14 protein-coding genes are annotated in these 14520 nt (G+C 65.2%); 2 read left to right on the top strand and 12 right to left on the bottom strand.

All coding sequences use genetic code 11. The annotated features are described in order from the left end of the window. Positions 1-52 precede the first annotated feature (52 nt). From coxB to BVH73_RS10490, 3 genes are all read right to left on the bottom strand, one after another. Positions 53-919: a cytochrome c oxidase subunit II gene (gene coxB / locus BVH73_RS10500; RefSeq protein WP_079418460.1), complete on the bottom strand. Its 867-nt coding sequence runs from the start codon at positions 917-919 to the stop codon at positions 53-55. A gap of 40 nt (positions 920-959) precedes the next feature. After that, positions 960-1493, bottom strand: a complete 534-nt coding sequence (locus BVH73_RS10495; protein WP_079420529.1) for a DUF2244 domain-containing protein — start codon at positions 1491-1493, stop codon at positions 960-962. Positions 1494-1692: 199 nt separating this feature from the next. Further along, complete coding sequence (locus BVH73_RS10490) at positions 1693-2634, bottom strand: methyltransferase domain-containing protein (RefSeq protein WP_079418458.1); 942 nt, start codon at positions 2632-2634, stop codon at positions 1693-1695. A gap of 55 nt (positions 2635-2689) precedes the next feature. Between BVH73_RS10490 and BVH73_RS10485 the strand changes: the two genes are divergently transcribed. Together BVH73_RS10485 and trmL are read left to right on the top strand one after the other, a co-directional pair. Then, a complete protein-coding gene (locus BVH73_RS10485) occupies positions 2690-3409 on the top strand; it encodes a ComF family protein (RefSeq protein WP_079418456.1) in 720 nt (239 codons plus the stop codon). A 29-nt stretch (positions 3410-3438) separates the two neighbouring features. Then, on the top strand, positions 3439-3909 hold the full coding sequence (gene trmL / locus BVH73_RS10480) for a tRNA (uridine(34)/cytosine(34)/5-carboxymethylaminomethyluridine(34)-2'-O)-methyltransferase TrmL (RefSeq protein WP_079418454.1): 471 nt from the start codon (positions 3439-3441) through the stop codon (positions 3907-3909). 29 nt (positions 3910-3938) lie between these two features. Here the strand turns inward: trmL and BVH73_RS10475 are convergent, their stop codons facing one another. The 9 genes from BVH73_RS10475 to BVH73_RS10435 all read right to left on the bottom strand — a co-directional run bounded on the left by BVH73_RS10475 (position 3939) and on the right by BVH73_RS10435 (position 14514). Then, complete coding sequence (locus tag BVH73_RS10475; protein WP_079418452.1) at positions 3939-4715, bottom strand: enoyl-CoA hydratase; 777 nt, start codon at positions 4713-4715, stop codon at positions 3939-3941. Between the two features lie 60 nt (positions 4716-4775). Next, complete coding sequence (locus BVH73_RS10470) at positions 4776-5975, bottom strand: acetyl-CoA C-acyltransferase (protein ID WP_079418450.1); 1200 nt, start codon at positions 5973-5975, stop codon at positions 4776-4778. A gap of 25 nt (positions 5976-6000) precedes the next feature. Continuing rightward, a complete protein-coding gene (locus BVH73_RS10465) occupies positions 6001-6432 on the bottom strand; it encodes a PaaI family thioesterase (protein WP_079418448.1) in 432 nt (143 codons plus the stop codon). 16 nt (positions 6433-6448) lie between these two features. Further along, entirely contained in the window at positions 6449-8848 is a 2400-nt protein-coding gene (locus BVH73_RS10460; RefSeq protein ID WP_079418446.1) for a 3-hydroxyacyl-CoA dehydrogenase/enoyl-CoA hydratase family protein, read from the bottom strand. 27 nt (positions 8849-8875) lie between these two features. Continuing rightward, positions 8876-10672, bottom strand: coding sequence for an acyl-CoA dehydrogenase C-terminal domain-containing protein (locus tag BVH73_RS10455; protein ID WP_079418445.1), 1797 nt, complete (start codon positions 10670-10672; stop codon positions 8876-8878). A 56-nt stretch (positions 10673-10728) separates the two neighbouring features. Further along, positions 10729-11505 (bottom strand): TetR/AcrR family transcriptional regulator, encoded by a 777-nt coding sequence (locus tag BVH73_RS10450; RefSeq protein WP_079418443.1) that lies wholly within the window; start codon positions 11503-11505, stop codon positions 10729-10731. 446 nt (positions 11506-11951) lie between these two features. After that, a complete protein-coding gene (locus BVH73_RS10445; RefSeq protein WP_079418441.1) occupies positions 11952-12953 on the bottom strand; it encodes an NADP-dependent oxidoreductase in 1002 nt (333 codons plus the stop codon). After that, a complete protein-coding gene (locus tag BVH73_RS10440) occupies positions 12950-13789 on the bottom strand; it encodes an oxidoreductase (RefSeq protein ID WP_079418439.1) in 840 nt (279 codons plus the stop codon). Before BVH73_RS10440 ends, BVH73_RS10445 begins: the two co-directional genes overlap by 4 nt. Before the next feature lie 119 nt (positions 13790-13908). Further along, entirely contained in the window at positions 13909-14514 is a 606-nt protein-coding gene (locus BVH73_RS10435) for a TetR/AcrR family transcriptional regulator (protein WP_079418437.1), read from the bottom strand. Positions 14515-14520 lie beyond the last annotated feature (6 nt).

Raw genomic sequence — 14520 nt, 5'->3', positions numbered from 1 at the left:
GTGGGTAGCCCGGCCTCGATTTTCAGACCAGGCCGCCTTCTACACGCCTGTCTCAGGTATTGCTCGGCGCAGCACCGTCGGCAGGCGGCGTGCTGTCGGGATGGGCCTTTTTCCACTGCGCAACCCATTGCTCATACTCGGGCATCGTCACCACCTTGATGACGATGGGCATGAACGCGTGGTACTTGCCGCAGATCTGGGCGCACTGGCCATAGTAGGTGCCCGTCTTTTCGGCCGTAAACCAGGTCGAGCGCACGAAGCCGGGAATGGCATCCATCTGGACGCCCAGCGCATTGACGTAAAAACCGTGCAGCACGTCGTCGGACGTGGTGACGATCTTGATCTTCTTGTTCACCGGCACGACCAGCTCGTGATCGACGGCCAGCACGAAGTTGTTGGGCAGATCCTTGCCTTCGTAGATTTCGGAGTCAGGCGTGGTCAGGGTGGACCAGAAAGAAATGCCTTTGCCCGGGCCGGCCATGTAGTCGTAGCCCCACTTCCACTGTGCGCCCGTTGCCTTGACGGTCATGAAGGAGTCGCTGTGGTTTTCCTGGGCGATCACGGTGCGGGTGGCGGGAACCAGGATGGCGATCACGATCAGGATCGGAATGATGGTCCAGGCGATCTCAACCTTGGTGCTCTCATGAAAGTGCGCGGAAACGGCGCCCTTCGATTTGCGATGCTTGAACACGGAATAGAACATCGCACCAAACACCACGATGCCAATACCCAGGCAGACCCAGAGCATCATGTCCATCAGGAATTTTTCTTCCTTGGCCATGGGCGAAACCGGGTTCTGGAAATACAGACCCAGGACCTGCGGCCCACCTGGCAGACTTTCCACTGCGGCATGGGCCGCGCCCACGACGCCCAGCAGGGAAGCTGCGGTTGCCAGACGGATTTGATGTAATGCTTTCATGTCGCCCCACTCTAAGAATTGGTCTCGTCCCTAAAACACATCAAAGGCCCCTCAAGGCAGCCCTTAAATCTCTTGCCAGCACAGCCCGCCGTTCAGGGCGCGCATACCGGCCAATGTAGGCCGTTCGGCCGGCCGATGTCACCTCGATCAGCCCGCTGGCCGGCAGCGATACCCGCACCCACTGGGGGTTGAAGCTCACCGTCTGCACCACGCCGGCGTTTTCCCATTCCACCTGCAACTGCTGCGCCGACAAGCGCACACGCTCACGGTCCGTGGCATGACGGCCATAAACGAGCAGCGCCGCACCCACCGCAGCCAGTTCGATGCCTGTGAACGGCATCACCAGAGCACCGCCCACATCCCAAGCAATGGACGCCACGATCAGGGACACAACACACAGCGAGGCGAAAAACACCACCAACTGCTGCGGCGACATGGAGCAATTGCGGCGGAACACCCAGTCCCGCAGCCAGCACTCATCGACATCCGGCACGCGGAGCACTGGAGCCTCGGCCACAGGACTGCCCTGTAACTCAGGCTCTGATGCGATTCGCGGATGATCGACGTTGTGCATTTGCATCATTCGGAGTCACTGACCCGGCAGCCAAACGCGGCCGCAGCAGATCTATATGAGTCGATGATTATAGGTGCGACAGATTGCCGCATCCATGTTCCAGCCACCAGTTGATTCGATTTTGCGTGAGATCAAGATGGGTTCGTTACATTTTGATCCACTGATGTAACGTCCCCCAATCGCACAATTTGTCACAGTTTTAGCGCTCACGGCGAGGGCTCGGCAATCCGGGTTGACGCGCAGTGTTGCGCAATTGCTCAAGGTCGAACGTGGCCGCACCCTCACGCGCGCGTTCGGTACGGGGACGGAACGCGTGCCCATAAATCAGCTCGAAGGTCAGAGTGATGCGGCCGTCGCTTTGCCGGGTGTCGTTCAGCGCCTGCACCAGTTTCTGCCAGGCACGCGGGGTGCGCAGCCCAGGGGCATGGGCACCATGCGGCACGGCTCCCAACGCGCGCAGCTCCTCCAGCGCCGCCTCTGCGCTCGACCAGGTCATGCGCACGAGCTCCATGTCCATGACCGGATCGGCAAAACCCGCCTGAACCAGCTCGTCGCCCAAATCGTGCATATCGGAAAACGCCATGGGCTGCGACGGATGATCCAGGATGCGGCAGACCTCGCCGAGTTCCTTGAGCGTATCGGGCCCGAAGGTGGTAAAGAACAGAGCGCCCTCCGGCAGAAGTTGCCGTCTCCACGCGGCCAGCACGGGCGCGCGATCCCGCTGCCAGTCGAGATAGAGGTTGGACCACAAGATGTCGGCCAACGCGGGGTACTCGGGGTCGGCGGCATCGACCGCCTGCACCTGCACCAGATGGGGGCGCCCGAACCAGCGCGCCCAACCTGATCGGGCAAAGCGCCGCGCCGCAATCTGCGCCAGCCTGGGCGAAGGCTCGTAGCCGAGGACCTGTGCCTCGGGATACTGTTTGTGCAACAAGTCCAGCCCGTCTCCCCAGGCACAGCCCGCATCGAGCACCCGACGCGCCTGCATGCGCAGCAGCGGCAAGCGCTCAGCCATGCGCCGCGCCGCTTCCTGCCAGATGTAGGGTGGCGGAAACCGCGCCAGCCGATCACGCGCGCAGGCCACGGCCGCCAGCCACCTGGCTTGCTGTTGCGCTTCGAGAAATTGATCGGGGCGATCCATCAATCGGGACGATGTGTAGGGGCAGCGCCGCGTGGGCGGGCGATATAGTGCGGCGATGTCCGCACGCGAGCGTCCTATTCTGCCTGCCTCACGCTGGTCAGCGCTGTGGCCGGGCCGTTGCGCGCACTGCGATGCCCGCAGCAGCCAGCCCCTTTGCAAGGCCTGCATGCAGCAGGACTTGCCCCAGCGTCCGCGCTGCCGCAGCTGCGGTGTCGCGGTGGCCGAGCACGGGCAGGTGTGCGGGCAGTGCCTGCTGCACCCGCCGCCGTGGGCCGGCGCGCTGACCCTGGGCGACTACCGCTTTCCCAACGACCAGTTCATCCTGCGCATGAAATTCGGTGCCGAACCGGCCCTTGGTCGCTGGTTCGGAGATCTGCTCGGCGCCCGCTGGCTGGAGGCGGGGCTGCCCAGTCCCGACCTCATCGTGCCCGTTCCGCTGTCGCGCGAACGGCTTCTGGAGCGCGGGTTCAATCCCGCCTGGGAGATGGCAAGACGAATCGGCCATGCGCTGGACCGCACCGGCAACGCCCACGATCTGCAGCGCGTGCGCCATGGCACCGCGCAGAGCAGCCTGCCGCTGGACGCGCGCAGCCGCAACATCCGTGGCGCCTACGCCTGTTCCGCGCGCTGGGACGGCCAGACCCTGCTCCTGGTGGATGACGTGATGACCTCGGGTGCCACGCTGCACGAGGCCTCCCGCGTGCTGCTGCGCCAGGGCGCGGCTGCGGTCTGGGTCGCCTTCGCGCTGCGCACCCCGCGCGAGCTCAACCCATGAGTCCTCTCCGATCTTTCTGACGTCCCACCATGTTTCACATCGTTCTCGTCGAACCCGAAATTCCGCCCAATACCGGCAACGTCATCCGACTGTGCGCCAACACCGGCTGCACCCTGCATCTCGTCGAACCGCTGGGCTTTTCGCTGGACGACCGCCAGCTTCGCCGTGCCGGGCTCGACTATCACGAGTACGCACCCCTGCAAACCCATGCCAGTTGGGATGCCATGGTGGCGGCACTGCAGCCACGGCCCGAACGCATGTTCGCCTTCACCACGCGCGGCAGCCGACTGATCGGGTCGGCGCGCTTCGAACCGGGCGACTGCTTCGTCTTCGGCGCCGAAACCCGCGGCCTGCCCGAAGCCGTGCGCGAGCGGTTTGCGCCCGAGCAGCGCCTGCGCCTGCCCATGCTCGAGGGCCAGCGCAGCCTGAACCTGTCGAACTCGGTGGCCGTCACCGTCTTCGAGGCCTGGCGACAGCATGGTTACGCGGGCGGCCTCTGAGCCGCATGCCGTGGGCCGATCGAGGCGCCTCAGGTGATGGACGAGAAATCGGGTTTGCGCTTCTGCAAGAACGCCATCATCGCCTCGCGGGCGGCCGGCGCGCCCAGCAGCGCCTGAAACACCGCCTCTTCTGAACGCATGCGTGCCAACACCGCTTGCGGCCCCTGATCGCCCAACCCTTTGAGCAGACGCTTGGTTGCGCGCAGCGACGGGGCCGGAAGGCGGGAAAACTTCTCGGCCTGCGCCACGGCGAACTCACGCAGGTTTTCAGCGGGGAGCACGCGATTGACCAGACCCATGGCCAAGGCTTCTGCGGCATCGAAAGGCTCGCCCAGCAAGAGCTTCTCGGCCGCGCGCTGGTAACCGGCAATCTGCGGCAGCAGCAGGCTGGACGCCGCCTCCGGGCACAGGCCCAGATGCACGAAGGGCAGAACGAACTGCGCATCTTCAGCGGCATACACCAAGTCGCAGTGCATCAGCAGCGTCGTCCCCACGCCCACGGCAAAGCCCTGGGCGGCCGCAACCAGAGGCTTGTCCAGCCCCGCGAGATGACGCAGAAACTGCAGCACCGGCGCCTCCTCGCCCTGCGGCGGCGCCGAGAGGAAATCCTGCAGATCGTTGCCCGCGGTGAAGCTGCTGCCTTCGCCTGCTATCAGCACCGCCTTCACTTGCGTGTCCGTCGCGGCACGCTCGAAGGCCTCGTTGGCCGCCTCGTACATCGCCAGGGTCAGCGCGTTCTTTTTTTCGGGGCGATCAAACACGATGTGCAGCACCCCGCTGCGCAACTCCACTTGCACCTGACTCATGACGTTGTCTCCTGAAATAAAAACCCGGGCTCGTGCACGGGTGTCGATCGTGCCTGGCGATCAGACGTTCTCGAAAATGCCGGCCGCCCCCTGCCCGGTACCGATGCACATGGTCACCATACTGTATTTGGCCTTGCGGCGACGCATGCCATAGATCGCCGTGGCCGCGCGGACGGCGCCCGTGGCCCCCAGCGGATGGCCCCAGGCGATGGCGCCGCCCAGCGGATTGAGCACGTCGGGGTTGATGCCCAGATCCTTCACAACGGCAAGCGACTGCGCGGCGAAGGCCTCGTTCAGTTCGATCCAGCCGATGTCGTCGAGCTTCAGCCCGGCCTTCTCCAGGGCCGCGGGAATGGCGAACTTCGGGCCGATGCCCATGATCTCGGGCGGGACACCTCTGACCGCGAAACTCACGAACCGCGCCAGCGGCACGAGGTTGAACTGTTTGAGGATTTTCTCGCTGACCAGGATGAGCGCGCCCGCGCCATCGGAGGTCTGCGAGCTGTTGCCCGCCGTCACGCTGCCCTTGGCCGCGAACACCGGCTTGAGCCGCGCAAGCGCCTCAAGCGTGGTGTCGGCACGAGGGCCTTCGTCCACGGTCATCTTGCGGGTCTTGATGTCCACCTCGGCCGTGCCCAGACGAGGAAATTTCTCGACGATGTCCAGGGGCGTGATTTCCTCGGAGAACTCACCCGCCGCAATGCCGGCCAGCGCCTTCTGGTGCGAGGCCAGCGCGAACGCGTCCTGCTCCTCGCGGGTCACCTTCCACTGCTGCGCCACCTTCTCGGCGGTCATGCCCATGCCGTAGGCAATGCCCACATGCTCGTTATTGGCGAAGATCGCCGGGTTGAAGCTGGGATGAAAGCCGCCCATGGGCACGCGGCTCATGCTCTCGGTGCCCCCGGCAATCATCACGTCGGCCTCGCCCACGCGGATGCGGTCGGCCGCCATCTGGATGGCCGTCACCCCCGACGCGCAGAAGCGATTGATGGTCACGCCGCCCACCGTCTCGGGCAGATCGGCCAGCAGCGCCGCGATGCGCGCCACATTCATGCCCTGGTCGCCCTCGGGCATGGCGCAGCCGATGATGGCATCTTCGATCAGCTTGGGATCGAGGTTAGGCACCTGCGCCAGCGCCGCACGGATGGCGTGCACCAGCAGATCGTCGGAACGATAGTTTTTCAGCAGACCGCGAGGAGCCTTGCCCACCGGGGTACGGGTGGCGGCAACGATGTAGGCGTCTTGAACTTGGCGTGACATGAGAGTCTCCCGTGAACGATACGACTCAGGCCTGCGGCGCAGGCTGGGTCAAGAGTGTGATGGTGCCCTGGGCGGCAGCGCATAGCTTGCGGCTGCCACCTTCCAGGACGTGGATGTCGCAACGCACGACCGCCTGACTACGGCCGCTCGACAGCACCGTGGCCTCGGCCACGAGGCGCTCACCCTGCGCCGGGCGCAGATAGTTGACCTTCAACTCCGAGGTCACCACGGCCGGGCCAAGCACGCTACCGCCAGCGAAGGTGAGAGCGTTGTCAGCGAGGTAGCAGAGCACCCCGCCGTGCGCAAAGCCGTGCTGCTGATGCAGCTCCGGCCGCAGGTTCAGTGCCAGTACCGCACGGCCCGGCTCGAACCCTTCGAGCTCGGCACCGATCCAGGCGCTGAAGGGCTGCGCCGCGAGCACGGCGCTGCCGCTGGCGAGGTTGGGCGTGAAGTCCATGGCGTCGTACGCGGGCTCAGTTGCGCACCGGCTTGCCGGTCTGCAACATGCCCATGATGCGTTCCTGGGTCTTGGCCTGGCCGAGCAGTTCGCAGAAGTGCTTGCGTTCCAGCGCCATCAGCGTGGCCTCGTCGGCCGGCGCGCCCTCTTCCACGTCGCCGCCGCACAGGACCGTGGCGATTCGGGTGGCGATCTCGTCGTCATAGGCCGAGATGAAGCCGCCGTCGCGCAGGTTCACCAACTGAGCCCGAATGGTGGCCACGCCGTTGCGTCCGAGCACCGGGAAGGTCTGACCCGGCATCGGCGGACGGTAGCCCGCGTCGAACAACGCACGGGCCTGTCCCACCGCCACGTGCAGCAGTTCGTGGGCATGCATGACGATGGCGTCGCTGGGCAGCAGGTAGCCCAGGTTGCGGCTTTCCAGCGCCGACTTGCCCACCGTGGCCATGGCCGCGGCCTGGAAACCCGTTTTGAGAAAATGCAGGATGTCGCCGCCCTGAGCCTGCTCTGCGGCGCGGCGAGCCAGATAGGTGAGGCCGCCGCCGCCGGGCAGCAGGCCCACGCCCATTTCCACCAGACCCATATAGCTCTCGAAATGCACCACGCGGCGGGCGCAGTACACGCTCAGCTCGGTGCCGCCGCCCAGGGCGATGCCGCTGACCGCGGCCACCACGGGCACCTGGGCGTAGCGCAGGGTGAGCATCATGTCCTGCAGCTTCTTTTCCTCCGGCTCGATGGCCTTCGGACCGCCCGCCATGAAGGCCGGCATCATCGACTGCAGATCGGCCCCCGCGCTGAAGGGCCCGCCCGACAGCGAAGTCGGCTGCCAGACCACCACGCCCTTGTACCGGCCTTCGGCCAGTTCCACGGCCTTGTGCAGACCAGCGATGACGCCGGGACCGATGGTGTTCATCTTGGTCTTGAAGCTGGCGACCAAGACGTCGTCGGCGCCGGGGGCCGTCCACAGGCGGATCGACTCGTCCTCGAACACGGTGCCGCCTGCGGTGCGCGGGTCGGCTGCGTTCTCGCCGAGCACGGCCTGCTTGAACGGCTGGCGGGCATAGACCGGCAGGTTCGAGCGGCCCACATAAACATGCTTTGCCGCCGAGTAGGAACCCTCGGGTTTGTGCACGCCGTCGATCTGGCCCACCCAGGCCGGCAGCGGCGCGCTGCACAGCGCCTTGCCCTCGGCGATGTCTTCGGCGATCCAGTCGGCGATCTGCTTCCAGCCCGCGGCCTGCCAGCTTTCGAACGGGCCTTCGTTCCAGCCGAAACCCCAGCGGATGGCGAAGTCGAGGTCGCGGGCGTTGTCGGCAATGTCGGCCAGATGCAGGGCCACGTAATGCCACACGTCGCGGAAGATGCTCCACAGGAACTGTGCCTGGGGATTGCTCGATTCGCGCAGGAGTTTGAACCGTTCGGCCGCCGGCTTCTTGAGCATGCGCACCACGATCTCGTCGGCCTTGCCGCCACCGGGCACGTAGTCGCCCTTGGCGGGATCGAACTTCAGGATGTCCCGTCCCACCTTCTTGTAGAAGCCCGCGCCAGTCTTCTGGCCCAGCGCCCCCTGCCCCACCAGCGTGGCCAGCACAGGCGGCGTGGCATAGAGCGCGGCGAACGGGTCAATGCCCGCGGGCAGGGTGTCCTGCATGGTCTTGATGACATGGGCCATGGTGTCCAGGCCGACCACGTCGGAGGTGCGGAAGGTCGCGCTCTTGGCCCGCCCGAGCTTGGCTCCGGTGAGGTCGTCGATGACGTCGAACCCCAGACCGAACTTCTCCCCCTCCTTGATGACCGCCAGAATGGAGAACACGCCCACGCGGTTGGCGACGAAGTTCGGCGTGTCCTTGGCGCGCACCACGCCCTTGCCCAGCGTGGTGGTGAGGAAGGTTTCGAGCCGGTCGAGAATGGCGCCGTCGGTGCTCGCGGTGGGAATGAGCTCCACCAAGTGCATATAGCGCGGCGGGTTGAAGAAATGCACGCCGCAGAAGCGGCGGCGCAATTCGGCATCGAAGCCCTCGGACAACGCGGTGATGGACAGACCCGAGGTGTTGGACGCAAAGATGGTGTTGGCGCCCAGATGCGGCGTGACCTTCTTGTAGAGATCGTGCTTCCAGTCCATGCGCTCGGCGATGGCCTCGATCACCAGATCGCAGCTCTGCAACAGTTCGAGATCGGTCTCGTAGTTGGCCTGGGTGATCTGGCCGGCCTCGGCCGCATCGCCCAGCGGCGCGGGGCTGAGCTTCTTGAGGTTGGCCACGGCCTTGTCGACGATGCCGTTCTTTCTACCTTCCTTGGCCGGTAGATCGAACAACACCACCGGCACCCGGGCGTTGATGCAATGGGCGGCGATCTGCGCGCCCATGACACCTGCACCGAGCACCGCGACCTTGCGGATATGGATCGTCTGCGTCATGTCAGTTCCTTCGAGGATTCAGGGAATTCAGGCGAACACCGCCTCGGTGTCCATCAGGTTCTTCGCACCACTGCGCGCCATGCGGATGGCGGCGGCGGATTCGGGATACAGGCGGCCAAAGTAGAAGCGCGCCGTCTGCAGCTTGGCCTGATAGAACGGCGCATCGTCGCCCGCGGCAATCTTGCGCATCGCCACCTGCGCCATGCGGGCGAAGGCGTAGGAGAACACCACGTGGCCGGCCACGCGCAGATAGGGCACGGCGGCGGCGCCGACTTCGTCCTTGTCGGCCATGGCCTTCATGCCCAGCTCCATGGTGAGTTTCTGCACCTTGTCGGCCAGGTCGGCCAGCGGGTTGACGAACTCCTGCATGGCCTCGTTCACGCCTTCCTCTTCGATGAAATCGGTGAGGATCTTGCCGAACTTGCGCAGCCGCGCACCGCCGTCCATCAAGACCTTGCGGCCCAGAAGATCGAGCGACTGGATGGTGTTGGTGCCCTCATAGATCAGGTTGATGCGGGCGTCGCGCACGAATTGCTCCATGCCCCATTCGCGGATGTAGCCGTGGCCGCCGAACACCTGCAGACATTCGTTGGTGGCCTGAAGGCCGTTGTCGGTGATGAAAGCCTTGACGATGGGCGTCAGCAGGGAGACGAGATCGTCGGCCTCCTTGCGCGCCTCGGCGTCCGGGTGGTGCAGCGACTGGTCGAGCAGCAGCGAAATCCAGTAAGCCAGAAAACGCCCGCCTTCGGCCCAGGCACGCGCTGTAAGGAGCATGCGGCGCACATCGGGATGGACCAGAATGGGGTCGGCCGGCTTGTCGGGCGCCTTCGGCCCCGACAGGGCGCGCATCTGCAGGCGGTCGCGGGCGTAGGCCAGGGCATTCTGGTAGGCCACTTCGGTCAGCCCGAGCGACTGCATGCCCACGCCTAGACGCGCGCCATTCATCATCACGAACATCGCCGCCAGGCCTTTGTTGGGCTCGCCCACCATCCAGCCGGTGGCGTCTTCGAGGGTCATCTGGCAAGTGGAGTTGGCGTGGATGCCCATCTTGTGCTCGATGCCGGAGCAGAAAATGCCGTTGCGCCCGCCCACGTTGCCTTGCGCGCCGGGCATGAACTTGGGCACGATGAACAGCGAGATGCCCTTGCTGCCCTCGGGCGCGCCCGGCAGCTTGGCCAGCACCATGTGCACGATGTTGTCGGCCAGATCATGCTCGCCGCTGGAGATGAAGATTTTCTGCCCGCTGATCTTGTAGCTGCCGTCGTCCTGCGGGACGGCCTTGGTGCGGATCAGGCCGAGGTCGGTTCCGCAATGCGGCTCGGTCAGACACATGGTGCCCGTCCACTCGCCCGACACCAGTTTGGGCATGTAGAGCGCCTTCTGCTCGGCGCTACCGTGCACGTTCAGCAATTCCGTCACGCCCTGCGTGAGCCCGGGATACATGGTCCAGGCCTGGTTGGCAGCGTTTTGCATCTCGTGCACGGCGCTGCCCACCAGATGCGGCAGACCCTGACCGCCGAACTGCGCCTCGGCGGTCAGCGAAGTCCACCCCGCCTGCACGAACTGATCCCACGCGGCCTTGAAGCCCTTGGGCGTCGTCACACTGTGCGTCGCCGCGTCGTAATGGCAGCCCTCGGCATCACCGCTGGCGTTGAGCGGCTGCAGCACTTCGCTGCAGAACTTGCCCGCCTCTTCGCACACCTGGTTGATCAGGTCGGCGTCGACCTCGGCATAGGGCGGCAGTTCCTTGAGCAGGGTCGTGGCGTCGAGCACCTCGTGCATGACGAACTGCATGTCGCGCAGCGGCGGGTTGTATTGGGGCATCGGGGTCTCCTGAAATCGGTATTGAATGGTGGCCAATGAGGGTGCCAATGAGGGGATCAATGCTGGGTGGCATCGCTCGCGGCGCGCGCTTCCGGCAGGCAGGACAAAAGCAGCGGCAGCCCTTCGGGCGTGGCCCTGTCGCGCAGCAGCGCGTCAAGGCTGCGACAGGCCAGCGCGAGACTGTTGGGCAGCTTGAGCAGACGAGCGTCGTGATGCAGGGCGAGGATGTAGCCGTGGATCTGGAACATGAGCTGCTGCGGATCGGTGTCGGGCTTGAGATGGCCGGCCTCGATCGCCTGAGCAATCGCGCGGCGCACCGCGTCGTGCCAGGTCTGGATCATGGCCACCAGCGCATCCCGCACCGTGCCCGGCCGATCGTCGAACTCCACCGCGCTGGAGATATAGATGCAGCCGGTCTCCATTTCCACGCTCACCCGCTGCAGCCAGCGCTGCACCATGGTGGCCAGGCGAGGCATGCCGCGCGGCTGTTCAATGGCACGATAAAACACCTCTTGCTCGAACTGGTCGTGGTAGCGCCGAATCACGGCGATCTGCAGTTCCTCGCGCGAGCCGAAATGGGCGAACACGCCCGATTTGCTCATCTCCATGCGGTCGGCCAGCACCCCGATGGACAACCCCTCCAGCCCGATGCGCCCTGCCATCTGCAAGGCACAGTCGACAATGGCCTGCCGCGTCTGCCGACCTTTGGCCGATCCGCTGGGGGCCGGTTCTTCAGCCAGGACGGTGGCATGGCCCTGTTGGGCCGGGGCCTTCGCGCCAGCCGTCCTCCGAGGAGCGCGGCGCGAAGCAAGGGGAGAGCGGATGGCGGTCATGTCAGGGGCTGTGCGCGGGGCATCCAAAAAACGAACGGTCGTACTATTTATGATTCTCGCCGCTTTGTCAACCACAACCGCCGTGGGGCATGCCGCGCCAACCCCCTCCTCCGAGGGCAGAAACCGCTGGGCTGACGGCCACGCAGATCAAACCCTCCATGGGTTTGCGTTCAACGCCGCAGCTCACTCCGATCCAAAGCCCCCGGCGCCGACATGCTGATCTTCTCAGCGTGAGCTGGAGACGTGGCCGGCCCATCGCGCGGAGACGGGCTGTCGACCGAAGAAGGCGTTGAACGCGGCTGGCCGTGACGATCGCCATGATGCAGGCATGGGCCGCCGAGATACCCCGCACCCTGTGCGGCTACCCCAGTAACAGCGTACCGTCGCTCTCGACCCATGACAGTCTTCAGAGTCTTCATGAACGCCAAACTTACCGCCGCGAGCAGTCATTTGATGCTGATGACGACCTTGCCCTTCGCGCGGCCGGACTCGACGTAGGTCAGCGCTTCGTTAGTGGATTCGAAAGGGAACACCTTGTCGATGACGGGGCGGATCGCTCCCGCTTCGATGAGACGGGTGATCTCCTGCAGCTGGGCGCCGTTCGCCTTCATGAAGAGAAAGGCGTAATCCAGGCCGCGGCGCCTTGCCCTTCGCCTGACGCCGGAGCTCAGCAAGCGCATGACCAGCCTCACGAACCCCGGCGCGCCAATCGCCCGGCCGAACTCGGGGTCCGGTGGCCCGGAGATCGAGATGAGTTTGCCGCCGCCCTTGAGCACCTGAAGCGACTTGTCCAGCGTCTGGCCATCCTGGCTGTTCAGTGCCAGGTCGTAGTCGCGCAGGAGGTCTTCAAAATTCTGGGTCTTGTAGTCGACGACCACGTCAGCGCCAAGCTCCTTCACGAGCGCAGCATTGGCCGCGCTCGTCGTCGTGGCGACGCTGGCGCCCAGATGCTTGGCCAGCTGGATGGCGAACGTGCCCACGCCGCCGGAGCCGGCCTGGATGAAGACCTTCTGCCCGGCCCTCAACTGGGCCTTTTCAACCAGCGCCTGCCACGCCGTCAAGCCGACCAGCGGGATGGAGGCCGCCTGCTCCATCGTCAGGCCCCTGGGCTTGAGCGCCAGCGACGACTCCCTGACCGGGACATATTCGGCGAAGCTGCCGATGCGGAAGTCGTCGACCCGCGCATAGACCTCATCGCCCACCTTGAACTTGCGCGCCTGCGAGCCTGCCTTCACCACCACACCCGCAACATCGTGCCCCAGGACGAGGGGGAGGCGATAGGGCAGGATGAGCTTGAACTCGCCGTCCCTGAGCTTGAAGTCCAGCTGATTCACACCCGCGGCGTGGACCTCGACCAGCAGTTCATCGTCGCGCAGCTCCGGGGTCGGCATGTCCGCCAGGCGCAAGGCGCGCTTCTTTTCGTAGCGATCGGCGACGAATGCCTTCATGATGTTTTCACCCTGTGTGCCATGTCGAGCTGCAAATCGCGTCGAATCCCTGCGTCCACCAAGCCGGAGGGTGCAAACCGGCGCAGCAGTCGCAGGCGGTTCGCAAGCCCGCCCGCCGTGTATCTGAGCCTCGGACGAGTGGCGCTGGCAGCTTTCAGCACGACTTCGGCCACGACGCCCGGCTGGTCCGCCGTGGTCATCACCTGCTTCACGCGCTGGCTCACGGCAGCGCGAACCTCGCGGTACGCGTCGAGCTTGGCGTCGGGCTCCAGGAAGTTCGCGTCGAACGGCGTCTTCGTGTACGCGGGCTCGATGACGGAAACCCGGATGCCCATGGTGCGCAACTCATGGTCGAGCGACTCGGAATAGCCTTCGACCGCATGCTTTGTGGCCGCATAGAGTGCCCCGTAGGGCATGGGCAGAAAGCCGAGCACCGAGCCGATGTTGATGATGCGCCCGGCGCCCTGGCGGCGCATGTGCGGCAGGACGGCGCGCGTCATGCGAATGAGCCCGAAGAAGTTGGTGTCGAAGATGGCCCGGGCCTGCGCCATCGAGCTTTCCTCGGCGCCCGCGGGAGCGACCCCGAAGCCGGCGTTGTTGACCAGCAGGTCAATGCGCCCCTCCAGCTGCATCAGGCGCTCGACCGCGGCGGCTACCGACGCGTCGCTGGTCACGTCGAGCGGCAGCATCTCGAATGCGCGCCCGCCAGCCTCGCCGCCGCGCCGACTGGTGCCGTAGACCTTGTGGCCCGCCTTGGCGAGCAGCTCGGCGGTGGCCTGGCCAATGCCCGAGGATGCGCCGGTCACGAGGGCAATCCTGCGATTCTTCATGTTCATGGGGGTTCTCCGTCAGCAGTTCAGGTTTGGAAATGCGGCATCAGGCATTGCCTTGAAGCCACTTGCATGATGATCGTCATGTGTAAAGACGAGCGAAACGGCCTTGCTCCTCTGCGGGCTCAAGACGTTGAAGGCAGCAGATGCTTGAGGGCTGCAGCGCACAGGCTGTCCGACAGACCTGGGTCATCGACGGCGCGCGCCAGCAGCAGGGTGCCGACCATGGTGGACAGCGTCACGAGCGCCTGTTCATGGGCATCGGGTCGCCCCCAGTCGGGCGACTGACGCGCGACGAGGTCGATCATTTCCTTGATATGCCGGGTCGCCACGCGGCGTACCTCGGGCGCCTGGCGCGAGGTCTCGGAACCCAGGGCAGCGAGGGGACAGCCCTGCTCGGCGTTCTCGACATGCGCCTTGGAGAGATAGGCGCTCAGCATGGCCGCCAATGCGTTGCCGGGGGGCTCTTTGGCCACGACATCAGCCACTCCCGCTGCAGCCTCTGCGCAGGCCTTGCGCGCCGCTTCGGCCAGCATGGCCTCGCGTGACGCGAAGTGGGAATAGAAGGCGCCATGCGTCAGGCCAGCCTCCTTCATGATGTCGGCCACACCGGTGCCGTCGTACCCGGTGCGCCGGATGGCTCGGGCAGCCACGGACACGATGCGCTCGTGGGTGGCGTCTTTAGCCGCGGCTCTGGCATTTGCAATTGACTTTCGCATGACGAACATCATACATAA

Origin of the sequence: Thiomonas intermedia (assembly GCF_002028405.1) — a bacterium.
GTDB classification, from domain to species: domain Bacteria; phylum Pseudomonadota; class Gammaproteobacteria; order Burkholderiales; family Burkholderiaceae_C; genus Thiomonas; species Thiomonas intermedia.
The sequence above is the reverse complement of the archived record's forward strand: the minus strand, read 5'-3'. Positions and strand labels throughout refer to the sequence as shown.

Bases quoted from the DNA above. Each gene is read 5' to 3' on its own strand.
- coxB (WP_079418460.1), bottom strand. From the start codon at position 919: ATGAAAGCATTACATCAAATCCGTCTGGCAACCGCAGCTTCCCTGCTG.
- BVH73_RS10495 (WP_079420529.1), bottom strand. From the start codon at position 1,493: ATGCACAACGTCGATCATCCGCGAATCGCATCAGAGCCTGAGTTACAG.
- BVH73_RS10490 (WP_079418458.1), bottom strand. From the start codon at position 2,634: ATGGATCGCCCCGATCAATTTCTCGAAGCGCAACAGCAAGCCAGGTGG.
- BVH73_RS10485 (WP_079418456.1), top strand. From the start codon at position 2,690: ATGTCCGCACGCGAGCGTCCTATTCTGCCTGCCTCACGCTGGTCAGCG.
- trmL (WP_079418454.1), top strand. From the start codon at position 3,439: ATGTTTCACATCGTTCTCGTCGAACCCGAAATTCCGCCCAATACCGGC.
- BVH73_RS10475 (WP_079418452.1), bottom strand. From the start codon at position 4,715: ATGAGTCAGGTGCAAGTGGAGTTGCGCAGCGGGGTGCTGCACATCGTG.
- BVH73_RS10470 (WP_079418450.1), bottom strand. From the start codon at position 5,975: ATGTCACGCCAAGTTCAAGACGCCTACATCGTTGCCGCCACCCGTACC.
- BVH73_RS10465 (WP_079418448.1), bottom strand. From the start codon at position 6,432: ATGGACTTCACGCCCAACCTCGCCAGCGGCAGCGCCGTGCTCGCGGCG.
- BVH73_RS10460 (WP_079418446.1), bottom strand. From the start codon at position 8,848: ATGACGCAGACGATCCATATCCGCAAGGTCGCGGTGCTCGGTGCAGGT.
- BVH73_RS10455 (WP_079418445.1), bottom strand. From the start codon at position 10,672: ATGCCCCAATACAACCCGCCGCTGCGCGACATGCAGTTCGTCATGCAC.
- BVH73_RS10450 (WP_079418443.1), bottom strand. From the start codon at position 11,505: ATGACCGCCATCCGCTCTCCCCTTGCTTCGCGCCGCGCTCCTCGGAGG.
- BVH73_RS10445 (WP_079418441.1), bottom strand. From the start codon at position 12,953: ATGAAGGCATTCGTCGCCGATCGCTACGAAAAGAAGCGCGCCTTGCGC.
- BVH73_RS10440 (WP_079418439.1), bottom strand. From the start codon at position 13,789: ATGAACATGAAGAATCGCAGGATTGCCCTCGTGACCGGCGCATCCTCG.
- BVH73_RS10435 (WP_079418437.1), bottom strand. From the start codon at position 14,514: ATGATGTTCGTCATGCGAAAGTCAATTGCAAATGCCAGAGCCGCGGCT.